Origin of the sequence: Paenibacillus sp. FSL M7-0420, from assembly GCF_038002345.1 — a bacterium.
Taxonomy (GTDB): Bacteria; Bacillota; Bacilli; order Paenibacillales; family Paenibacillaceae; genus Paenibacillus_AQ.
Map to the genome: position 1 here is coordinate 3,096,553 of NZ_JBBOCJ010000001.1, position 22,714 is coordinate 3,119,266.

Sequence of the window (22,714 nt, forward strand, 5' to 3'; positions counted from 1 at the left end):
CAATACGACCCTAAGAGAGGTGGAATCTGCAAATGAAACTTGGAGTATTTATGGTGTTGTTCGGCGGCCGCAAGCTGGAGGATGCACTGGATTATGTGGTCTCCAAAGGACTGAAGGCCGTTGAGATCGGTACCGGAGGGTATCCGGGGAACAGCCATTGCAATCCCAAGGAGCTGCTGGAGAATGAAACGGCCCTTCAGGAATTCAAGCAGCAAATCGAATCCCGCGGCTTGATCATCAGCGCGCTAAGCTGCCACGGCAACCCGCTGCATCCGCAGAAGGAGCTGGCAGACAAGGATCACGAAGTATTTGTAGACACCGTGAAGCTTGCACAGAAGCTGGGCGTTAAGGTTGTGAATACCTTCTCCGGCTGTCCGGGCGATCATGAAGGCGCGAAATATCCGAACTGGCCGGTTGCCCCATGGCCGAATGATTACCAGGAGATTCTGGCCTGGCAGTGGGAGAACAAGGTCATTCCTTATTGGACAGAGCAGGCGGCCTTCGCCACTGCACACGATGTGAAGATTGGTCTTGAGCTGCACGGAGGCTTCTCGGTACACACTCCGGCTACCCTGCTGAGATTAAGAGAAGCAGCCGGAGAGGCCATCGGGGCGAACCTTGACCCGAGCCATATGTGGTGGCAGGGAATCGATCCGGTACAGGCCATTCATATTCTCGGCCGTGAAGGTGCGATCCATCACTTCCACGCGAAGGATACCGTTATTGATCCGGTGAACGTCAACAAGCATGGCCTGACGGACATGCAGTCCTATACGAATATGCTGGACCGCGCCTGGCAGTTCCGTTCCGTAGGCTACGGACACGATGTTAAGGTCTGGGCAGACATGATGAGCGCACTGCGTCTGGTAGGCTACGACTTTGTAGTCAGCATCGAGCATGAAGACGGCCTGATGTCCATTGAAGAGGGCTTCTCCAAAGCGGTAGACAATCTCAAGCAGGTGCTGATCGAAGAGCCGCTGTCTGAGATGTGGTGGGTCTAACCGGTGGAGAGCTTCACTAAAGTCCAATTGAACGACTGGCAGCTCAGTCTCCTGACTGCCGCTGCCTTTGGTACAGATGTGCAGATCGCCGGCAGCAGGGAGCTGACCGCCGGATTCTTCAATACGGCTTATGACCTGGAGCTTAGCGACGGCCGCTCCGTCATTCTTAAGGTGGCTCCGGACCCGGAGACAGAGACTCTTAGCTACGAGAAGGATATTATGCGTGCTGAGGTGGAGGCTCTCCGGCTGGTACGTGCTGCAGGCGGTGTGCCTGTGCCTGAAGTGTACAGCTATGACGATAGTCTGCAGTTGGTTCCGTGTCCGTATTTTTTCATGGAGAAGATTGAAGGGCAGCCGTATAACGAGGTGAAGGAGAGTCTCACCGAGGAACAGCGGTATTCCATTGAATACGAGCTGGGTCAGTATCAGCGCAGAATCAATGCGATAGAAGGGACAGCCTTCGAGCTGTTCGGCAAAGAGTCTGACGGGAGTGGACGGTCCTGGAGAGAGACCTTCCGGTCTATGCTGCTGAATCTGCTTCAGGATGCGGTCAGACTGGAGGCACGGCTACCGGCTAGTCAGCAGGAAATAGAGCAGGTGCTGGAGCTGTATCTGCCGGCCCTGGATGAAGTAACACAGCCCCGGCTGGTGCACTGGGATCTGTGGGGCGGCAACCTTTTTGTACAGGATGGGGTAATCGTATCGATTATTGACTGGGAGCGGGCGATGTGGGGCGATGTGCTGCTGGAGTATTATTTCCGGCATTTCGAGAGCTCGGCAGCGTTCTATGAAGGGTATGGGTCGGCTTTTACCAGCCGGAATGAACTGCTGCGGAAGCAGCTATATGACCTGTATCTTGACCTTATCATGCTTATAGAATGTTATTCGCGCCAGTACAAGGATGAGAATCATGTGAACTGGGCGCATGACAATCTTGCTGAATCCTGGACACGGTTCACAGCGTTGGTACTATAGCATACTTATGAGGCCGGGTCTCTTACTGAGATCCGGCCTTAAGCCCTGTTTATCCTTCGTAACTGTTGCGGATGGCAACAGCCGGGTTGATATCAGCTTCATAGTCAACGCCGCCGGATTCGAAGCCGAACAGCTGGAAGAACTCGCGTCTGTAAGCGGCCAGATCGGAATATTCGTAGACGTTCTCCGTGCTTAGCATAGGCCAGATCCGTTCCACTTCCGTCTGCACAGCGTGGCTCATCTCATGGTCATCTATCCGTATGCGCCCTTGTGCATCTACAGGAGTCCCTTCAGGGTTGTACAGGAAATCGGTATACAGCCGGTAAGCTTGCTCAATACAGCCTTCGTGCACTCCCTGTTCCTTCATGACCTTGTAGAGGACTGAAATGTATAGCGGGACTACAGGAATCGCCGAGCTGGACTGGGTCACCAGACCCTTACTGACTGCAACATAGGCGCGGCCGCCAGTTCGAGATAATTCTGCATTCAGCTGTAAGGCTGTAGCTTCCAGATGGTCTTTAGCCCGGCCGATGGTGCCGTCGCGGTAGACAGCCTGTGTTAGCTCTGGACCTACATAGGAGAAGGCAAGTGTAACCGCATCCGCCGCCAGAACGCCGGAATCCCGGAGCGCTTCAATCCATAGCTGCCAGTCCTCTCCGCCCATCACATGAACGGTAGCATCGATTTCAGCTTCGGTGGCCGGTTCAATCTGTACGGTGCTTAGTTCTCCGGTATGGAAATTGACGGTTGTATTGGTATAAGGGCTGCCGATGGGCTTCAACACAGATTGATGAACTTCTCCGGTCTGCGGGTCTGTTCTGCGCGCCGAGGCTACGCTGTAGATGACAAGATCAACCTGTCCAAGCTCGCGGCGGATCAACGCTATAGTCCGTTCTTTGGTCTCAGCGCTAAAAGCGTCCCCGCACACGCTATAGGAGTGCAGACCCGCTGTGTAGGCCATCTCCTCAAACGCTGCGGAATTATACCAGCCTGCGGAAGCAGTCCGGGTCTCGCTGGCTGTACTCGGCCTATAGACACCTACAGTGGCTGCTCCGGCACCAAAGGCTGCTGCAATTCTAGCTCCAAGCCCATAACCGGTTGAAGCGCCGATAACGAGCACATTGCGGGGACCGGCAAACCTTCCTTGATTCTTTACATAAGATACTTGCTCTTGTACCTGGTGTGCACAGCCTGCCGGGTGGGCAGTAGTGCAGATGAACCCGCGGGTTCTTGGTTTTATGATCATTTGAGTAGTTACCTCGCTCTCATCAGTGGTTGCAGGGATTGCAGAAATAAACATACCAGATGACGACATTCTTTGGCAAAGAGAGGGATGTGGGAATGATGCGCGTAACTGCCGGGAATTTTGCTATGGATGTGCTCTTCGTGTATTCTCATAGTAGGGGGAAGCTTGGCCCCGAATCATGATTGTTGACGGTGGCGTTTTCAGAAAAATCTTGACGTAAGCCCCCTAAGATAGATAAAATAATAGTATTGCGTGTTTTTTCGATATTAAGAATAAAGATCATACTTGAAAAGAAACAGAGAGGGTGACAGGATGGAGCGCCTTTTAGAGGTAAAAGACCTGGCTATATCATTCAGAACACGCGGAGGAGAAGTTCAAGCAATCCGTGGTGTCAGCTTTCATGTAAATAAAGGGGAGACACTGGCGATTGTTGGCGAATCCGGTTCCGGTAAGAGCGTAACCTCGCAAGCCGTCATGAAGCTGGTTCCTCAGCCTGCGGGCGAATATAAGCGTGGACAGATTCTGTTCGATGGACAAGATCTGATCGGCAAGAGTGAGAAGCAGATGCAAAAAATCCGCGGCAAAGAAATCGGGATGATCTTCCAAGATCCGATGACTTCACTCAACCCGATGATGAAGGTTGGCCGGCAGATTACGGAAGTGCTGTTCAAGCATGAGAATATCACGAAGGAAGCTGCTTACAAACGTGGTGTTGAATTGCTCAATCTGGTAGGTATTCCGTCACCGGAGCGCCGTTTCCAGCAGTATCCGCATGAATTCAGCGGCGGGATGCGCCAACGTGTTGTAATCGCTATGGCACTGGCTGCTAACCCTAAGCTCCTGATTGCCGATGAGCCGACAACCGCTCTTGACGTAACGATTCAGGCACAGATCCTTGATCTGATGAAGGACCTGCAAAAGAAGATTGATACTGCGATCATTTTCATCACCCATGACCTTGGGGTTGTGGCAAGAATGGCTGACCGTGTAGCTGTAATGTATGCCGGACAGATCGTTGAAATGGGTACCGCAGAAGAGATCTTCTACGATCCAAGACATCCGTACACTTGGGGCCTGCTGGCTTCCATGCCAAGTCTGGAGAGCAAAGGCTCGATGCTTACAGCGATCCCGGGCACACCTCCTGACTTGATCAAGCCGCCTAAGGGGGATGCTTTCGCCCTGCGCAGCACGTATGCAATGGCGATTGACATGGAGAAGGAACCGCCAATGTACAAGGTATCGGACTCCCATCTTGTGAAGTCCTGGCTGATGCATCCGATGGCACCAGCGGTAGAGCCGCCGGATGTCGTGAAGAAGCAGCGCCGCGTGTTGAGCAATGCCTATCCAGAGCCGGTACTTGTCGGCAACAGCAGCGAATACTAAGTTTGATTAGATCAGCGTCAGGCCATAATCGGCCTGGCGTTTTTTGTTTTATGGGGTGTTATGTTTCATATAAACATAAAACAAAACTAACTAATATAAATAAAAGTATTGACTTAATCTCATTTGCGCAGCAAAATGTAAGGGTATACATAGGGAGGTTATGATGAGATGAGAAAAAGATCCTTAACGGCGTTGATATCCTTATCCCTGCTGTCGGCATGCGGTGGAGGGAATCCGGAAGGACCGCCGAAGTTCGGGAATGTATCTGTACACGATCCCTCTGTGATTAAGGTGGAGGATACGTATTACGTGTTCGGTTCGCATCTGGCCTCGGCCAAATCCAAGGATCTGATGGCGTGGACGCAGATTTCTTCCGGTGTGACGGACGATAATGTGCTGATACCGAATGTAACGGAGGAGCTTAACGAGACGCTTAGTTGGGCCCAGTCGGATACGCTGTGGGCACCGGATGTCATTCAGCTGGCAGACGGCAAGTTCTACATGTATTACGATGCCTGTAAGGGAGATTCCCCGCTGTCTGCGCTAGGTATTGCCGTAGCCGATAAGATTGAAGGTCCGTACAAGAATAAAGGCATTATTCTGAAGTCGGGGATGTCCGGCATCGGGGATGACGGAGAGGTCTATGATGCTACACAAAAGCCGAATGTAGTGGACCCGGATGTGTTTTGGGATAAAGACGGCAAGCTGTGGATGGTCTACGGCTCCTACTCGGGCGGCATCTTCATCCTGGAGCTGGACCCGGCTACGGGCTTCCCGCTGGAGGGTCAGGGTTACGGCAAGAAGCTGCTCGGAGGGAATCATGCGCGGATTGAAGGGCCGTATATGCTATACAGCCCGGAGACCGATTATTACTATCTATTCCTCTCCTACGGAGGGCTTGATGCGAATGGCGGCTATAATATCCGTGTAGCACGTTCCAAGCATCCGGCTGGCCCGTTCGAGGACTCGGAAGGCAAGGCTATGCTGGATGCGCAGGGGACGCCTGGAGTGCTGTTCGATGATCCGGCCTACGCACCATACGGCGTTAAGCTGATGGGGAATCATGAATTTGTGAATACCGATGAAGAAGCGGCCGGAGCGGGTACAGGCTATGTCTCCCCGGGACATAATTCGGCGTACTACGATGAGACAAGCGGGCAGTATTATCTGATCTTCCATACCCGTTTCCCGGGTCTTGGGGAGCAGCATGAGGTTCGGGTTCATCAGATGTTTATGAATGAAGCAGGCTGGCCAGTGGTCGCACCCCACCGTTATGGAGGGGAGAAGATCGGCAAGTACACAGCCAAGGATGTGGCGGGTGCTTACAAGCTGGTGAACCACGGCAAGGAGATTACGGCTGAGCTGGCGGAGTCGCAATTGGTGGAGTTGAACACAGACGGCACGATAAGCGGAGCAGCAACAGGTACATGGACCTTGAGCAATGACCATATGGCGAAGCTGACGATAGAGGGTGCGGAGTACAGCGGGGTGTTCCTGCGGGAATGGAATGAAGCGGCTTCAAGCGAGGTAATGACCTTCACGGCACTTTCAGCGGAAGGCGTTGCAGTCTGGGGCAGCCATGTGTCTCCGGAGAAAAAGTAAGCTGATCCCGTGAATCCCTTATCGCGGCATGTCCATAACAATAACAAATAGCGGATCTCCGTATACCGGGGATTCGCTATTTGCTGTTCACGGGCCTTTCACGGAAAAGCGGGCTGCTGCGGAAATGAGCCTGGTTTATGCTTCATACTTGCGCAGAACAATTACAGCGTTGTGGCCGCCGAAGCCAAAGGAATTGGAGATCCCGATCTTCAGCTCCGCTTGGCGGGCTACGTTAGGGACATAATCCAGATCGCAGGACTCGTCCGGCTGCTCCAGATTAATGGTCGGCGGGATGAGCCCTTCTTGCAAACTCAGCAGCAGGGCAATAGCTTCCAGACCGCCGGCTGCGCCGAGGGCATGTCCGGTCATCGATTTGTTCGCCGTGACCGGAATCCGGTAGGCCTGCTCTCCGAACAGCTTCTTAATAGCCAGAGTCTCCGAACGGTCTCCGACGATTGTGCTGGTCGCGTGCGCGCTGATGACATCTACTTCCCCAGGTGTAATTCCGGCCTCGCTTAGTGCCAGCTTCATTGCCTGATAGGCTCCTATCCCCTCAGGATGGGTGGCTACCATATGATAAGCGTCCGAGCTGGCGCCATATCCGGTGACCTCGCCATAGATGACGGCATCTCTGCGCAGGGCATGGGAGAGGGATTCGAGGATCACAATAGCTCCGCCCTCCGCAATGACAAATCCGTCCCTGTTCCGGTCAAAAGGCCGGCTGGCCCCCTGCGGCTCCCCATTCCGGGTAGACAAGGCTGTCGCATTCCCGAAGCTGGCCAGGGCAATCTCGGTCACCGCCGCTTCTGCCCCTCCGGCGATGATTACATCGGCCCCGCCGTAACGGATCAGGCGGAAGGCTTCGCCAATGGCCGTGTTCCCGATGGAACAGGCAGTCACCGGCGAGAGTGTCGGCCCCTGAGTCCCCAGCTTGATGCTGATCATCGCAGCCGCCATATTGGAGATCAGCATCGGGATCAGGGTAGGGCTTACCCGCTCCGGTCCCCGGGAACGCAGCAGCTCGCCCTGGTCCATCAATGTCTGGATACCGCCAACGCCGGAGCCGACATAGACACCCAGCCGTTCCCGGTCCAGCTCCTCCAGACGAAGACCGGAATGCGTCCAGGCCTCCTCTGCGGCAGCAAGCGCGAACTGGCTGAACCGGTCCATCCGCCGGGTCTCCTTGCGGCCGAATCTGGCATCCGGGTCGAAGGCCTGTACCGAGCCGGCAATCTTGGTTTTGAAATGGGTGGTATCAAAAGAATCAATCGGCGTAATCCCCGATTCTCCTGCCGTAAGGCGGCTCCAGAACTGGTCCACGGTATTGCCTAGCGGGGAGATGACACCCATTCCTGTAATCACGACACGTTCCATCTGCTATTCCTCCTGTTAGTCTGAATAAGCTTATTTTTTCATGTTGCTTATCCTATTACAAGTTGTAGTTTATACTAGTATAATTACTACTACACTAACAGGCAGACGAACTGTAAGGCAGGAGGAAGCATGATGTCCAATCAGAACAGGCTTCAAGCATTATCGGAATTCCTGAAAGCAAGACGCGCGGCCATCACCCCGGCAGCGGCGGGGCTCCCGGAGGGTACCCGCAGGCGGACGCCCGGGCTCCGGCGCGAGGAAGTGGCGCAGCTCTCCGGAGTTAGCAGCACCTGGTATACCTGGCTGGAGCAGGGGCGGGATATTAAAGTATCTCCATCCGTTCTTGATTGTATTGCCGCAACACTTCAGCTGACGAAGGATGAGCGGAGTTATTTGTTCGCTCTGGCGCTGGAGAAAGGGCCGGGAGTCACAGACTATACCCAAGAGGAGCATTCGGTGATTCATCCGTCTCTGCAGAAGATATTGCAGGAGCTGAAGACCTGCCCGACCATTATCTCGGACCGGCACTGCGGCATTGTGGGCTGGAATGAGGCAGCAGCGCATGTATTTCTTGATTTCGCCAAGCTGGCTCCGCAGCAGCGTAATATGATCTCACTGCTGTTCGAGCGCAAGGAGTTCAGGCGGCTGGCGGTGAACTGGGAGCAGTTCGTGCGGGGATACTTATCGATCTTCCGCGCCTACTATGGGCAATACCTGGAGGACCGCTGGTATGACGAATTCATTGCGGAGATGAAGGAGGGGCATCCGGAATTCAATCATTTATGGGAAGAGAGCCGGGTCAGCTCCGCGCCGGATGTTGTACTGGAATTCCGGCATGCCAAAGCCGGCAAAATGCTGTTCCATCTGACCTCCCTGCAAGTACAAGGTACAGCAGATCTGCGCTGTAGCATCTACACGCCAGCCGGTGACTCTGGAACAGAAGCCAAGCTGAAGCAGCTCATGGAACCTAAGTAATACAGGTGATAGATTTTTCTTATGAATTCATAAAAAACTATAAATATGCAATATCGATTTTGCAGTTTATACTCCTAATATGATGAATTTCTTCCTGCGGGAAGGACCGGAAAAGGGGTAAAGGTATAATGGCTAAAGTAACGGGATTAGAAGGCGTAGTTGCCGGAGAGACAGCAATCGGATTGGTAGATGGGGAGAAAGGCTATCTGGTGTACCGCGGATATTGGGCCAAGGAGCTTGCGGTGAGCAAAAGCTATGAGGAAGTTGCCTATTTGCTCTGGAACGGACATCTGCCTGATGCGGAGGAACTGGCGCAGCTCAGGGCGCAAATGGCAGCGGAGAGAGTGATTCCTGAATATCTCTGCAAGATGCTTGACCTGTATCCCGCTTCTGTACCGCTAATGCTGGTATTGCAAAGTGCAGTGGCTGCACTTGGGGATGAGGAGAACGCTACCTGGCCGCCCACGCTTAAGCAGGCAGTGCGGCTGACGGCAATGCTTCCGGCGATCATTGCTTACAGGTACCGCAGCCTTCAAGGCTTGGCGCCGCTGAAATCGCTTCCTGAGCTTGGCCATGCCGCGAATTATCTGTATTTGCTCACAGGCCAGCTGCCGGAGGAGGCTCATGTGCAGGCGCTCAGCGCCTATATGATCCTTTGTATGGAGCATGGCATGAATGCCTCGACTTTTGCCGGGCGGGTGGTGCTGTCCACGGAATCGGATATCTGTGCGGCTGTAGCCGGTTCGATCGGGGCCATGAAGGGTCCGCTGCATGGCGGCGCCCCGTATGAAGTGATATCGATGCTGGAGGAGATCGGGACGAAGGAACGCGCGGAGCCTTGGCTGAGACGGAAGCTTGAGGCCGGAGAGAAGCTGATGGGCTTCGGGCACCGGATCTACAAGACCAAGGACCCGCGGGCGGAAGCCTTGCAGATTGCGACACTTACGATGATCGGCAAGGATGCTTCCTTTGATCTTGCGCTTCATGTGGAGGCTACAGCGGTAGCGCTTCTGGAGGAATATAAGCCGGGCCGCCGCCTGTTCACCAATGTTGAGTTCTATGCTGCGGCTATTCTGAAGGCGCTGCAGCTGGCGCCGGAGATCTTCACGCCTACGTTCACAGCGGGAAGAATTGTCGGCTGGACGGCCCATCTCTTGGAGCAGTCAGCCCATAACCGGATTTTCCGGCCACAATCTACTTATATCGGATCGATGCCTGAATCAGAGACAGTCTGATTAGCAACAGCTTCTCTATTGAACATGCAAAAGCACCCCCGGCCGTCTACCAGCCGGAGATGCTTAACAAGGGAATGTTAATGAGAGAGTATGAGGGGGATACTCTTACATTAGATTAGAAATCAGAGGTTGCCACTTCGATTGTGCCGAAGACTGCCCCGGCAGCTGTGCTGAGAAGTCCAGCGACAAGCAGTGCATGAACAGATAGAGTGAGACTGTTAAATGCAGGGATAATATAAGTGACCACTGGAGCGTTGACGCGGTAAATAACGAGATCCACGGGGAACCCGGAATTGTTGTTTACCGTCACAGCTGCGTTGATGCCACCTGCCAGATTTTCATAGTAAGATTTACCTACAGATGCCGGCAGGTTGAAGAATTGTTGCGGTAATAAGATAGCCATTGTAATGTCCTCCTTTTCCTTGTGATAGGATAGTATATTCGGCAAAACTATGATTGCTGTAACGTGTGCCATGGGAGATTCACACATTTCAATAGGATGCCGGCAGATTCATATACAACCCGGATCTATGGTAGACTAGATGTAATCTAGTGACAGGTAAGGGGAAATGACAACGATGAAGCTGGTGTCTTGGAATGTGAATGGTCTGAGAGCTTGTGTGAATAAAGGGTTTAACGAGTATTTCCGGGAGGTTGACGCTGATATCTTCTGTGTGCAGGAGACGAAGCTCCAGGAGGGGCAGATTGTTCTGGACCACGGGGAGGAATATGCAGGATACTGGAATTATGCGCTCAAAAAAGGATATTCGGGTACGGCTGTATTCACTAGAATCAAGCCGCTATCCGTACGATATGGACTGGAGCAGGAGACGGAGGACGAGGGGCGGATCATCACCCTGGAATTCCCGGATTTCTATCTGGTGAATGTGTATACCCCGAATGCCAAGCGAGATTTGACGAGACTGGACTACCGGATGGAGTGGGAGGACCGGTTCCGTGCCTACTTGCTGAAGCTGGATGCGCATAAGCCGGTTGTGGTGTGCGGGGATCTGAATGTGGCGCATCAGGAGATTGACCTGAAGAATGCGAGATCGAACCGGGGGAATTCAGGCTTCACCGACGAAGAACGCGGCAAAATGACCACGCTGCTCGCAGCCGGCTTCGTGGATACCTTCAGATGGTTCTATCCTGAGCTGGAGGGTGCCTATAGCTGGTGGTCCTATATGCCCAAGGTCAGAGAGAAGAATGTGGGCTGGCGGATCGATTATTTTCTAGCATCGGAGCGCTTGACCCCGCGTATGCTGGACGCCGGAATTGAATGCAATGTCCTTGGCAGTGATCATTGCCCGGTGGTCCTGCATCTGGCGGATACGGGGGAAGCATAGACAGAGAGTATATCTATGATATAAAAAGAGGCGGTATCCCGGAGTTCGGGATACCGCCTCTTGTGGTTGTGTCAGCGGCTGAGCGGAGGCTAACCGGGTTATTCTGACGAACTGCCTGGCTCCAGCACCGGCGGTCGCCGGTGCTTCGTGGCCTGTTCGTAACTATACGCAATCCCTAGCAGCATAGCTTCACTATGGGCTGAGGCACAGAAGGTGATACCTTGCGGTCCCTTGGTCAGATAGCCGCCTGGTGCAACAATACCCGAGCAGGTATAGCCGGCAGGAACTGTAATCAGCGGATAACCCGCTCTTGCCGCTACTTCACATCCGTGATCTCCGGGGAACAGGAGCGCATCCAGAGCGTAATGCTCCAGGGCATAATCGATTCCCTGCTTACCGGCTAGTGAACGGGAGGAATGCAGCTGCTCCAGATATTCCTTCTCTGTAATATCATCCCCGGAGGTGTTCAGCCATTCCAGTGTTCCTTGGCCATATTTCAGCGCCTGTTCGCTATGCTGCTGGTTGAAATCAAGCAGCTGCTGCAGAGATTGCACAGGAGCCGACTCCGACAGGCTTCCCAGATAGCGGTTCAAGCCGTGCTTGAACTCGTATTGTAGAATCGTAGGGTTCCATTCAGCATTCTGACAGGGAAGCTCCACGGGTTCAATGATTTCTGCCCCCAGCTCCCGCAGTACCGCTATGGCTGATTCCATCATATCCAGAGCTTCATGATCCAGATTACTATAATAGAATCGTGGAATTCCGATCCGCTTGCCTGCCAGTGCATGAAGCTCCAGACCTGCCGAATAATCCAGTACAGCAGAGGAAGAAGAGTCAGCGTTCCCGGCTAATACATTGAGCAGGAGTGCAGCGTCCTTGACCGTTCTGGCCATCGGACCGGCGCTGTCCTGGCTGCCGATTCCCGGTATAATGCCCTTATTGCTGACCAGTCCCCAGGTAGGCTTAAGGCCGACCAGGGAGTTATGGGCTGCCGGGCTGATGATGGAGCCGGAGGTCTCCGTGCCCACGGCGACGGTGACAAGGTTAGCGGCAACCGCAGCCGCACTTCCCGAGCTGGAGCCGCCAATGAACAGCTCTCCGGGTCCGTAAGGGTTCAGTACAAGCCCACCGCGCGAGCTGTATCCGGCCCACATCGAGGGCGACATGAAGTTGGCCCATTCGGTCATATTGGCTTTGCCCAGAATCACTGCCCCGGCTGTCCTTAACCGTGTGACGACCTCAGCGTCTTCATTAGCTATGTAATCGGCAAGCGCCAAGGCTCCTGCACTGGTGTGCAGCTTATCTGCTGTGCCGATGTTATCTTTGACCAAGACGGGAATACCGTGCAGCGGTCCCTGGCTACCCTGATCCCTTCGTTCTTGGTCGAGTCTCGCGGCAATCGCAAGAGCCTCTGGATTCACCTCCAGTACGGAGCGGAGCAGACCGTCCAACCGGTTGATCCTTTCCAAATACCAGCTTACCAGTCCCTCGGAGGTTAGGCTCCCTTGAGCCATTTTCTCCTGAATGCTGGTGATGTCTGCTTCTATTAACCACTCTTGCTCATTTAGAGCAGGGGATATACGGGAAACGTCGTTATTACTCATAAGGATGTTGCACCTCTATTCATTGTTTGTAGTGTTGTCCATGGTCTCGCTTGCCGCTGCCTGATGCCGCTTCGGCCAGCTGATTACATTGCAGGTTCTGCTAAGCTCCTCGTAGATGAGCGGGCGGTCACGTTTGATCAGCCGCAGCACCAAATGAATGAAGAAGGCTACATCTGCCGCCAGGATGACCAATTTCACTACGGCAGCCAATGCTGTGCCGATGCTCAGGAAGACCGCGGAGTCAGGCGTCAGGGAATTCACTCCTCCGAGGACGCCATAGAGTAATCCATACCGTACCCATACCCTCCAGGGTCTGACCAGACTGCCGTCTTCACTCCTTAGCCGGATACGCACAACCCATTTGCCGAAGGTGCGTCCGCCAGTGAACAGAGGAATACTCAGGAAATAGACCATACTAACTGCCCACAGCGAAATACGCAGTGAGAGCAGATTGAGGAGAATGGTCACCGCGAGCAGCAGGATGGAATCCAGCAGGAAAGCAAGGGCGCGGCGGGTGTAAGTCACTTTTTTGGCAGAAAGGTCCTCTTGGCTGTCAAGCTTCTCAATCCTCGGCAGCAGGCCGGAGATCCATAAGGAGAGCTTGAATCCGATCATGCCGCCCAGCGTATTCGTGATCATGTCATCCACATCGAAGATCCGGTAGGGATGGTCGAAGAACCCGTAAATGCCGGTAATCTGCGTAATTTCGAACAACAGCGACAGCGCAAAGGACAGAACAATGCACACCACCCAGCGCGTGCGGAAGTAGTAGCCCAGGAACATACCGAAGGGCACCGTCAGCAGTACATTGAAGGCCGCCAGCAGAAAATCCGGTCCGGTCAGCACATTAAGGTAGCTGGAAGGGGCACTGCGCGTAATTGGCGTATTGTGCAGAATATCCTGGATGAACTGCAGCGGTACAAGCTGAATCATGCTCCCGGAGGGGGCTGCATTATGCCTGGAGTCAGGCAAGGGCAGAAGGACAAGGAAGAATGCGTTAAGCAGGTACAGCAGCAGCAGATACAGCACCAGGGCCCGGATTTTATTGATATAGCCGTGCCGGCGGTATTGCACGATTAGAAACGGCAAGGTGAAGAACAGTGCCGCAACCGGAAAAGCCATGAATGCATAGGAAATCGGAAATAGATAAGTCTGAAACATGGGTTCACCTGCTGTCTAGGTTTTGTCACAACGACTTCATTATAGAAGTAAACATAAACCATCTCAACAGAATTAATCATTCTAACCGTTCTTTCCTGCATAGACATGTTAGGAGAGGAGCGTGAGGACTATTATGGAAAAGAAGGTTCAACAGTATTACAAGCTCAAGGCGAAGCAGAAGGAGCTGGAAAAGGACCTGGCTGGACTCCGGCAGGAGATTCTTGCCCATATCAATGAAGCGGGGCAGACTGAGGCGGTGTTCGGCAGCTACAAGGTGAAGCTGGTCACTCAGAACCGCAAGGAATATGATGATGACAAGCTCTATCAAACCTTATCCGACCCCGAGCTGTGGAGGCTGCTCTCCCGGGCAGACCCGGCCAAGGTGGCCAGCCTGACGAAGCTGAAAGTGATTGCGGAAGAGAAAATCGCCCATACGTACGAGGTGAAGAACATTCAGCTGCTGCAGGTGGATAAGCAGTAGAGGAAGCGCTGCCGGAAGCGGAGGCGTTACGTCATGCTCAGCTTCCGGTTGTACATAGAGCATAGATTACGTGCCATCTTCACGGTCTTCCGCTATAATTATACAGAGACAGTGAAGATATGGAGGAAGAGGAAATGAAGGATTTTGAGCAGATGCTGGAGAAATACGCAGAGCTGGTAGTGAAGGTCGGTGTGAATGTGCAGCCGGGACAAGTGCTGATGGTTCACGCCCCGCTGGAGACAGCGGAGCTTACCCGGCTGATTGTAGGCAAGGCCTATGACGCAGGAGCGAAATACGTGCTTGTAGACTGGGATGATGAAGCGGTCACACGCATCCGTTACGAGAAGGCTCCGGAGGAATCATTCGGGTATTATCCGCAGTGGCATGCCGATATGCTGGAGGGATTCGCTGAAGAAGGCGGGGCTATATTACATATAAAGGTGCCGGACCCGGAATTATTCCGCGGGATCGATTCGGCCAAGGTATCCACTGCCGTTAAGGCGGCTGCGGTTGCGCGCAAGAAATACCAGGCCTACACCCGCAACAGCAGAATCAGCTGGTCGCTGATCAAGGCACCGACACGTGCCTGGGCGGACAAGGTGTTCGCAGATCTGCCGGAGGAAGAACGGATCGATGCGATGTGGGAAGCGGTGTTCCAGATGAACCGTGTGAACAGCGAAGACCCGGTAGCCGCCTGGCGCAGTCATATCGGCGAACTGAAGCAGAGCCAGGACCGCATGAATGCCAAGCGCTACAAAAGCCTGCATTACCGAGCTCCGGGCACGGATCTGCGTGTCGAGCTGCCGGAAGGACATCTGTGGCGTGGCGGCGGCGGGGAGAACGCGCGTGGCGTTTATTTTGTAGCCAATATGCCTACAGAAGAAATCTATACGATGCCTCATCGCACCGGCGTGAATGGCACCGTCAAGAGTACGCTCCCGCTGAACCTGAACGGGCGGCTCGTCGACGGAATTACCGTTACCTTCACAGACGGCAAGGTTACAGCTTATGACGCTGAATCCGGCCGCGAGCACCTGACTTCCCTGCTGGATACGGATGAAGGAGCCTCCTACCTCGGAGAAGTGGCCTTGGTGCCGCATGATTCCCCGATCTCCCGGCTGAACAGAGTATTCTACAACACGGGAATTGACGAGAATGCTTCCTGTCATTTCGCGCTGGGCAGTGCCTATCCGGTGAATATTGAAGGAGGCACCTCCATGACAAGCGAGGAGCTGCTGGCCAGAGGGGCCAACGTCAGCCTCACGCATGTCGATTTCATGGTCGGCTCCGATGCGCTTGATATTGACGGAGAACTGGCTGACGGCACGATTGAGCCGGTGTTCCGTAAGGGGAATTGGGTGCTTTAAGTGCGTCCTATACGGAACTAATTCATCCTAACGGATGAATTGGATTACCTTCGCACCAGTACAATGTATACTGTTTTCCGCATACATTTGGGCCATACGCCCGCGCGCAGCACAATGTATGCTGTTATCCACATACATTCGGTCCATATGCCTGCTTGCGAACACATTGTATACTGTTTTTCACATACATTCAGGCCGAGTGCCTGCTTGGGAGCACAACGTATGCTGTTTTTCACATACATTTGGTCCAATACGCCTTCTCCACAGCAGCAGGAAACTATAGTTTCCTATATAACAAGAAAAGCCGCAATATTCCCGGCAGCGGGGATTGCGGCTTTTCTGTTGTTGAAGGCGGGTTATAAAATATTTGCCGCAGACTAAAACTGTTTGCATAACCTCTCCGTCTAATTCATGTAAAAGTGATGGAGAGGAGAGGGAGAGATGACGATGTCCGGGGCAGAGATGAAGCGGGTAACTGCCGCCGTGCCGCTCGAGGAGACGGATTGGGTCAAAGCGGTGATGGAGCACAGCGACCAGTTATATTCTATTGCCTACAGTTATCTGGGCAATCGCCATGACGCACTGGAAGCGCTCCAGGAGACCACCTGCCGGGCCTGGTTGAAGCGGCGAACCCTGAAGGACCCCAGCGCGTTCAAAACCTGGCTGATCCGAATATTAATCTATGTCTGCATAGACGAGCAGCGCAGAAGAAAAAGGGCGGTCCCTACAGCCGCAGAGAATATGCAGGAGGGGGTCACCCAGAATAGTACGGATGCCATGGAAATGCAGTGGGCGCTCTCGCAGGTGAAGGTGAAATACCGCCATGTGCTGCTGCTCAAATATTATAATGATCTGACCCTGGCCGAGATTGCAGTCCTGCTAGGCAAGCCGGAAGGAACCGTCAAAACCTGGCAGCACAAAGGCCTGAAGCAGCTGAGGGAAATTATGAAGAACCGGGGTGAATGGAATGAACAGTAGCAGAGAAGAGCAGGCGATGCTGTCCGATGCGATACGTATCCGTGAGGAGGTGCGGGTAGACTGCGGGGGCAATGAGATCAGAGGGGCGGTTCAGGCGGGAATCGAGCGCGGACGCAGGAGAAGCTGGCAGTGCATACTCACCAAAGGCTCCTTCCTCGGATTAGCCGCAGCCGCGGTTGCCGCAATAATCCTGTTCCTCATTCCGGTCATTCATGATACAGCACCGCAACCTGCCGGACCTGCCGGAGAAGTGAACTGGGGCGGGCTGGAAATGTTCAAGCGGCTCCATGAATTCGATTTAGAAGCGCCTACACTGGATACGGCCATCCGGCACGGCTATATTCAGGAAATTAATCAAAGCGCAGCCAGCGGGGATTACCGGATTACCTTGAATGCGGTAACGGCGGATGAGAACAAAATCATCTTTTTGTATACAGCGAATGTCGCGAAAGGACAGGAGATCTATGGTATTAGCAGTGCGAGAATCAAAAATCTGGAAACCGGATATGATCTTGAGAACGGGGGCGGGATCGGCGCCCATGCTAAAAACAATGGACACGATGATAAGCGTATTTTCTACGGGCAAGGCGCTGTCTATCTGGACCGGAGCAAGCCGTTCCCGGAGCAGGTTGAAGCCAATTTCCTGATTGCCTCGATGAATGAAGGGAAAATGAAAGATCTGGGGAAGAGCAAGGGTGTGAATTTAGCCGATGTGCATTACTCCCCGAGACTTAAGATCAGCTTCAAGCTTGACCCGAAATTCAAACAGCAGAAGACCGTCATTATCCAGCCGGAGGAAGATTTCATGCTGGAGGGCGTTCAGGTGATGCTGCAGCAGGTTGAACTCTCCCCCTTGATGATCCGCACTGTAGTCAAAATTAAAAATGAGTCTGAGGTTACATGGGAGAACAGGCAAAAGATATTTGGCGCCGCATACGGGGAAAAAATTCTGTCGATAACGAAGTACGGGGACAACGAGATCGGGTCGTCGCTCGGCTCTGGCACCCATGAAGGCTTTGTACAGAATTTCGGCAGCAATCTGCTGGATAAGCCGAAGTCAATCCATTTGATGATGAAGACAGGTACAGGCAAGAATACCAGAGAGATTAACTTGCCGATTCTGCCGTGAATCCCTTTATCTATTCCCATCTCTAAAAAAAAGCCGAAACTTCCGATATCGGAAATTCCGGCTTATTCTCTCAGTATATTACTTCGCGGAGACCAGTGCTAAGTAGCTAACCGGACCAGTGGACAGCTTGATTTTGGTTTTGCCGTCATTGCTGTACCGGTACAGACAATCGTTATCCAGACCATTGATGTAATACAAGCCGGGAATATTGTCTGTAATTACAGAGTAATCAGACTCAACGCCCGTCATTTTGGTCAAGGATGAATCGGCATTCAGGACGTAAGCATCGGCTGCGGTGAACAATACGGTGGTGAGTGCGGCTCCATTCTTAACCGTTCTGATATCTTGAACATTCGTCAGCGGCAGCGCCTTGGAGGAGGTGATTTTGCCGTTGGCCAGCGTGCTGATGTAGGCTTTGCCTTTCGAATCTGCATAGACCAGCTTATTCGCGGCAATCTCGCTGATGCTGATCACGCTGTTCTGGCTGAGCTGCAGGATTTTCCCGTTCTTATCGATCAGGAAGCCCTTGCCGGTGTTATAGTCCAGCTCATCGCCGGTGGCGTCGACTTTAATGCCTTTGTTGAACAGAAAATAATGGTCGGACCAGGTACCGGCAATAGCGGCGTTGGATTGAAGCGGATTATTGGCATTGGCTGCTTTGGGAGCTCCACCGGTAAGGGGGAGGGTATAGAGCACCATGGAGTTCAGAGAATACTCGGTTTCGGCAGGTTTGTTGTCAATCATAAGGTTAATACTTGTAGCGTATGGATGATAAAATTTGCTCTTCTGAATAGCTCCGCTGGCAATCCACTGAATGACCCCGCTCCCGTCGCGGGACCTCGAAGCAACCCAGGTTGTGTTGTTCTTCAGCGCATTGTAGTAGATCCGCCCGCTCAAGACGTCGAAGGTCCGGAAATTCACATCGGCATTGTCTGCTATCAGTGTAAGCTGTGAATCATCGTCAGCGTCGGCCAAGGTGCGGTAGATGTGGCCTGTATCATCCAGGAAGTACAGATAAGGACCATCGAACAGGTAATAGAGGATATTCCGGTCCCCGAGGAAGTTAGTAATTAAAGCATCAGGATCGCTGAGGGACAGACGCTGTATCCCCATAGCGCCATCATAGTAAAAATACAGATATTTCCCGGTCGAGTCTAATCCGTTGCCGTCATAGTTCTCTGCGATCTTCTGTGTCTCACTTCCATCTGTCGTTACACGGTATAGAACATCGTTAGAGACATAATACACATATGATTTCGTAGAAGCAGCCGCTGCCGCCGTGTGTGACGGTCTGCCTCCCCCAACTGTACCGAGTGACGCCAGTAGCAGTACAAGCAGAAGGACACCTGTTTTTCTGGATAGTAAGTGTAAAGCCTTCATAGTCATTCTCCCCTTCAGCCAATGTGGTGAACATACGAACAAATCCTGTTCTAATAAGATATCGGAGAAACCCGCCGTTTCGAATATACAGCTTAAGCCCTAAAAGGCTTGCATGAAAGAGAAAATAAACCGTTGCGCTGGGACTCGTGGTCCGGTAGCATCAATGGGATAAGCAATAGATCAGGGTGGCCTGCTGAAGATAGATCAGGCTTTTCTTGAACCCGAATCCGGCAAAATATGGCGAAGCAATCACCTCTTCACTGACCTCCTCATTGCGGAAGAAGGGAGGACAGGGGTTCAGCAGCGCTCCGGGTCTTGTCTGCTTCATCCGGTCCAGTGTAATTTGATAGGCGCTGATATACTCCGGCGTGAGGAAATCCTTGGGCAATGAATCGGTAAGAATCACATCGCTCTCCGCTAACACGCTGTCCAGGCTCGTATGAAAGGTATAGCCCGGGTGACTGCCGCTGGCCATCTCATGACCTGGCGTGCAGACATGATGGAAGGATAGATTCAGGGCTTGCGCCGCCTCCAGCCAAGTTCTTGATATATTGCCGGGCGGTCCAACGAAGGTGTAGGTCAACTCCCGGTAGTTGTCCCGGAGGGTGCGCAGAGCATACAGGTCAGCCATAATCTCGCAGGGATGATTATGTGCGGTCATTGCATTAATAACGGGAACAGAGGCGTGTGAAGACAGCTCCTCCAGTTTGCACAGATCCGGGATTCTGGCAATGATGCCATCCCCCCAGTTCTCCAGGTAGCGGACGATATCGCCCGGCGCTTCTTTCTTGTCAAGCGTCTCCGGCGGAAAGGTAATGCAGGCCCCGCCCAGATCACTGATGCCTTTCTCGAAGCTGACCCTTGTACGCAGACTGGTCTGCGGGAAGAAGAGAATCATGGTTTTGTCTGCGAGCAGCGGTTCTGATTTTCGCAGACGAAGCCGGTCGGTTAATTCAAAGATATCCAGAATCTGCTCTGAAGTAAGCTGGTTGATATTCAAAAAATGCATCGGTGTATCCCCCGGTAGATGAGAAATCAGCAATAATTGCCGGTTGAATAAATATACAATAATCAGGAATAATATACAACCCATTTAATGTTAAAGAGTACATTCTACCGGCAGTTGAATTCAGAGGGGATGCGGCTGTTCAACCAGCGATTGATAGGAATATGTATACTGAAATGCTATGCTGTTTTCAACAGTGCGCACTGTACATTTTATGATCTTGGAGGGATAGCATGCTCGACTTGCGTAGAATTGGGGCTTATATATCGCGGCTTCGCAAAGACCAGGACTGGACCCAGCTGGAGCTTGCCGATCAACTGAATGTTAGTCATCAGGCGGTATCGAAATGGGAGCGGGGCGACTCGCTGCCGGATATTGGAACACTTCCGCAGGTTGCTAGGTTATTCGGCAGAACGGTAGACGATATTCTGAATGCAGGAGACCACGCAGACAGCCGGGAGCACCCGCACATAGGCTTGATTGTTGAGAAGTTCGCAGAGAACAGGCCGGGCCAGGTGGCAGAGCTGGTCAATACCGGTAAGCTGGAGATGGATGAGCTGGTAGAAGTAGCGCCGTTTGTAAAAGCAAGTACTCTGCAAAAGGTTACAGAAGGCATAGACAGCAGCGTGATTAAGCTAGAGGTGATCATGCGGCTGGCTCCTTTCCTTGGAACAGGTACACTAGATGAACTGGTTCATCAGGCGGAAAAGGAAGAAGTGACATGGAGTGCCATTACCGGGCTCGCTCCGTTCGTTAGCAGAGCCACCTTAAGCCGGCTGGTGGATACATCAATTGACGATTTCTCAGAGGTAGACGATCTGGTTGGCATTGCCCCGTTTCTTGAAAGAGAACATCTGGACCGGCTGGTTCAACAAACAGAAGGGCGCAGTCCAAGCTGGCAGTCCATTCAAGAGCTGGCTCCCTTTATAAGCAGGGGAACGTTAGGCAGCTTGGTAGACCGGGTTGCGGATGGCACTGCCGATGCACACCAGATCATGAGTCTTGCCCCTTTTCTGGACAGGGTTGGCCTGGAGAAGCTGCTGGACGGAGTCGAAGCTGAATATCTTAGCCCGGAGCTGCTGGCGAGCCTGGCTCCATTCCTTGATCAAGGAACATTGAGCAGAATGGTTACAAGCTTATTAAATAAAGCAAAGTAGACATAAGTGGAAACGGCTTTGCCGTCCTTTTAAAGGACGGTACCGTTTCAGCGAGAAATAGAAGAATAAGTTATCGTGTCACACATATTTGCAAAAAACAGAGCACCGGCCTATCCTGCGCCGGGCTCTGTTCTGCGTTAAATCTGGAGAAGCGTTGCTACAGCCCGAGCGTATTGCCCTTTTCCAGCCGCTGAATCTGCTGTTCGCCGTTATCTGCCAGCTCCCGGAACTGGATAATCGTCTCACGCATCTTGGGGAGCGCCTCCTGCTTGTAGGTGCTGATCGAATCCAGGGCAGAGAGGACGTCGGTGAAGGCCTGCTTCAGCGTATCGACCGAAATACTGGTTTCGAGCGATTGCTTGTGGATAGCTGCACCCTGCTCCTTTAGCATTCTGGAGGTGCCGCTGATCAGATTGTCGGTGGTCTGGTTCAGCAGCTCGATTTTTTGGAGGACGATCTTCTGGTTATACAAGGCGCTGGCCACTGTAACCGAAATTTTGAGCGCAGATACCGTAACATTCCTGGCTCTGTCGACTCCGCGGATCAGTTCCTTGTTGTTGCGGATGACAACCTCAATAGCCATAATGCCCTGCTGATTGACCACGAGCATCTGCTGCAGATCCATCACCCGCTGGCGCAGCGGGAACAGGACCTCCTCCGTAATGAACCGCACCTTATCCTCATCTTCACTGCGCTGCTTGGCCGCTTCAATCTGCTTCTCGATTTCCTCATCCATCAGGATGCCGAGCTGAATCTCCTTCTTAAGCCGCTTGGTCAGCTCCCGCAGGGTCTGCTGTTCAATCTCAAGGGTTGTGTTGTCATTCTTCAGCACGGCTTTGCCTTTATCCAGGGATAGAATAATATCTGAGATGACGGCATCAGCCTTTTGATATTTGGCGAAATAATTACGCAGGGGGTGGAAAAACTTGCCGAGGAACCCGCTTTTGGCGAAATCGACCGCGCTGGGGTCCAGATCCTTGAGTTGCTGATGCAGCTCGGTTAATCCCTTGGCGACCTGGCCGCCTTCATCCCCGGTCTTGGACAGATTGCCCACCGATACCTGAAGCAGGGAGTTCTTCTCCGACGAGGAGCGCATGGTGCCCATCCCGAAGCTGTCAATCGACTGCAGCACGGCCTTGCGTTTCTCGAGAGACTCGAAGTCCAGCTCCAGGATACTGGAGACATTATTAATCGCCTGCTCCTTAAGCCGGGTGACTTCCTCCGGCTCCGGCTGGACCTGCTCCTCGATGACCGATTTCAGCTTCTCGGGGCTGGGAATTTCCATGGTGAATGACATATGAACCCTCCTTCAGA

Annotated in this window: 20 protein-coding genes; 12 read left to right on the forward strand and 8 right to left on the reverse strand. The window is 52.9% G+C overall.

Annotated elements, in window-relative coordinates; translation table 11 throughout:
- The first annotated feature begins 32 nt into the window (after positions 1 to 32).
- Both MKX51_RS13060 and MKX51_RS13065 read left to right on the forward strand, forming a co-directional pair.
- The gene (locus MKX51_RS13060; RefSeq protein ID WP_340941196.1) at positions 33 to 1,001 is read left to right on the forward strand and encodes a sugar phosphate isomerase/epimerase family protein; all 969 of its coding nucleotides are present in this window, start codon (positions 33 to 35) and stop codon (positions 999 to 1,001) included.
- 3 nt (positions 1,002 to 1,004) lie between these two features.
- Positions 1,005 to 1,976: a phosphotransferase family protein gene (locus MKX51_RS13065; protein ID WP_340992654.1), complete on the forward strand. Its 972-nt coding sequence runs from the start codon at positions 1,005 to 1,007 to the stop codon at positions 1,974 to 1,976.
- Positions 1,977 to 2,025: 49 nt separating this feature from the next.
- Here MKX51_RS13065 and fabV read toward each other — a convergent pair whose 3' ends face one another.
- The gene (fabV, locus tag MKX51_RS13070) at positions 2,026 to 3,222 is read right to left on the reverse strand and encodes an enoyl-ACP reductase FabV (protein WP_340992655.1); all 1,197 of its coding nucleotides are present in this window, start codon (positions 3,220 to 3,222) and stop codon (positions 2,026 to 2,028) included.
- A 312-nt stretch (positions 3,223 to 3,534) separates the two neighbouring features.
- On the opposite strand from fabV, the gene MKX51_RS13075 reads away from it, so the two are divergent.
- Both MKX51_RS13075 and MKX51_RS13080 read left to right on the forward strand, forming a co-directional pair.
- Entirely contained in the window at positions 3,535 to 4,605 is a 1,071-nt protein-coding gene (locus MKX51_RS13075) for an ABC transporter ATP-binding protein (protein WP_036729120.1), read from the forward strand.
- Between the two features lie 168 nt (positions 4,606 to 4,773).
- Positions 4,774 to 6,207 carry a glycoside hydrolase family 43 protein gene (locus tag MKX51_RS13080; protein WP_340992656.1) on the forward strand — a complete coding sequence of 478 codons (1,434 nt, stop codon included), beginning with the start codon at positions 4,774 to 4,776 and terminating at the stop codon, positions 6,205 to 6,207.
- A 135-nt stretch (positions 6,208 to 6,342) separates the two neighbouring features.
- On the opposite strand, the gene fabF is transcribed toward MKX51_RS13080, so the two are convergent.
- A complete protein-coding gene (gene fabF, locus MKX51_RS13085; protein ID WP_340992657.1) occupies positions 6,343 to 7,581 on the reverse strand; it encodes a beta-ketoacyl-ACP synthase II in 1,239 nt (412 codons plus the stop codon).
- A 132-nt stretch (positions 7,582 to 7,713) separates the two neighbouring features.
- Between fabF and MKX51_RS13090 the strand changes: the two genes are divergently transcribed.
- Positions 7,714 to 8,556 (forward strand): helix-turn-helix transcriptional regulator, encoded by an 843-nt coding sequence (locus MKX51_RS13090; RefSeq protein ID WP_340992658.1) that lies wholly within the window; start codon positions 7,714 to 7,716, stop codon positions 8,554 to 8,556.
- A 128-nt stretch (positions 8,557 to 8,684) separates the two neighbouring features.
- Entirely contained in the window at positions 8,685 to 9,791 is a 1,107-nt protein-coding gene (locus MKX51_RS13095; RefSeq protein WP_340992659.1) for a citrate synthase/methylcitrate synthase, read from the forward strand.
- A 115-nt stretch (positions 9,792 to 9,906) separates the two neighbouring features.
- On the opposite strand, the gene MKX51_RS13100 is transcribed toward MKX51_RS13095, so the two are convergent.
- Positions 9,907 to 10,194, reverse strand: coding sequence for a hypothetical protein (locus MKX51_RS13100; protein ID WP_340992660.1), 288 nt, complete (start codon positions 10,192 to 10,194; stop codon positions 9,907 to 9,909).
- Between the two features lie 175 nt (positions 10,195 to 10,369).
- Here MKX51_RS13100 and MKX51_RS13105 point away from each other — a divergent pair, with 175 nt between their 5' ends.
- Positions 10,370 to 11,137, forward strand: coding sequence for an exodeoxyribonuclease III (locus tag MKX51_RS13105; protein WP_340992661.1), 768 nt, complete (start codon positions 10,370 to 10,372; stop codon positions 11,135 to 11,137).
- 98 nt (positions 11,138 to 11,235) lie between these two features.
- Here MKX51_RS13105 and MKX51_RS13110 read toward each other — a convergent pair whose 3' ends face one another.
- A complete protein-coding gene (locus tag MKX51_RS13110; protein WP_340992662.1) occupies positions 11,236 to 12,741 on the reverse strand; it encodes an amidase family protein in 1,506 nt (501 codons plus the stop codon).
- Between the two features lie 15 nt (positions 12,742 to 12,756).
- Positions 12,757 to 13,902 carry a VanZ family protein gene (locus MKX51_RS13115; protein ID WP_340992663.1) on the reverse strand — a complete coding sequence of 382 codons (1,146 nt, stop codon included), beginning with the start codon at positions 13,900 to 13,902 and terminating at the stop codon, positions 12,757 to 12,759.
- 133 nt (positions 13,903 to 14,035) lie between these two features.
- On the opposite strand from MKX51_RS13115, the gene MKX51_RS13120 reads away from it, so the two are divergent.
- The 4 genes from MKX51_RS13120 to MKX51_RS13135 all read left to right on the forward strand — a co-directional run bounded on the left by MKX51_RS13120 (position 14,036) and on the right by MKX51_RS13135 (position 17,857).
- Positions 14,036 to 14,383, forward strand: coding sequence for a hypothetical protein (locus tag MKX51_RS13120; protein ID WP_340992664.1), 348 nt, complete (start codon positions 14,036 to 14,038; stop codon positions 14,381 to 14,383).
- A 134-nt stretch (positions 14,384 to 14,517) separates the two neighbouring features.
- Positions 14,518 to 15,750 carry an aminopeptidase gene (locus MKX51_RS13125; RefSeq protein WP_340992665.1) on the forward strand — a complete coding sequence of 411 codons (1,233 nt, stop codon included), beginning with the start codon at positions 14,518 to 14,520 and terminating at the stop codon, positions 15,748 to 15,750.
- 441 nt (positions 15,751 to 16,191) lie between these two features.
- Positions 16,192 to 16,728 carry a sigma-70 family RNA polymerase sigma factor gene (locus MKX51_RS13130; protein WP_340992666.1) on the forward strand — a complete coding sequence of 179 codons (537 nt, stop codon included), beginning with the start codon at positions 16,192 to 16,194 and terminating at the stop codon, positions 16,726 to 16,728.
- Positions 16,718 to 17,857, forward strand: coding sequence for a DUF4179 domain-containing protein (locus MKX51_RS13135; RefSeq protein WP_340992667.1), 1,140 nt, complete (start codon positions 16,718 to 16,720; stop codon positions 17,855 to 17,857). The genes MKX51_RS13130 and MKX51_RS13135 overlap by 11 nt, the downstream gene beginning before the upstream one ends.
- Positions 17,858 to 17,935: 78 nt before the next feature.
- Here MKX51_RS13135 and MKX51_RS13140 read toward each other — a convergent pair whose 3' ends face one another.
- Together MKX51_RS13140 and MKX51_RS13145 are read right to left on the reverse strand one after the other, a co-directional pair.
- The gene (locus tag MKX51_RS13140) at positions 17,936 to 19,237 is read right to left on the reverse strand and encodes a DUF5050 domain-containing protein (protein WP_340992668.1); all 1,302 of its coding nucleotides are present in this window, start codon (positions 19,235 to 19,237) and stop codon (positions 17,936 to 17,938) included.
- Positions 19,238 to 19,397: 160 nt separating this feature from the next.
- Positions 19,398 to 20,246: an ornithine carbamoyltransferase gene (locus tag MKX51_RS13145; RefSeq protein WP_340992669.1), complete on the reverse strand. Its 849-nt coding sequence runs from the start codon at positions 20,244 to 20,246 to the stop codon at positions 19,398 to 19,400.
- Between the two features lie 230 nt (positions 20,247 to 20,476).
- On the opposite strand from MKX51_RS13145, the gene MKX51_RS13150 reads away from it, so the two are divergent.
- Positions 20,477 to 21,400 (forward strand): helix-turn-helix transcriptional regulator, encoded by a 924-nt coding sequence (locus MKX51_RS13150; protein ID WP_340992670.1) that lies wholly within the window; start codon positions 20,477 to 20,479, stop codon positions 21,398 to 21,400.
- Between the two features lie 157 nt (positions 21,401 to 21,557).
- On the opposite strand, the gene MKX51_RS13155 is transcribed toward MKX51_RS13150, so the two are convergent.
- Complete coding sequence (locus tag MKX51_RS13155; protein WP_339313992.1) at positions 21,558 to 22,697, reverse strand: toxic anion resistance protein; 1,140 nt, start codon at positions 22,695 to 22,697, stop codon at positions 21,558 to 21,560.
- Positions 22,698 to 22,714: the final 17 nt, after the last annotated feature.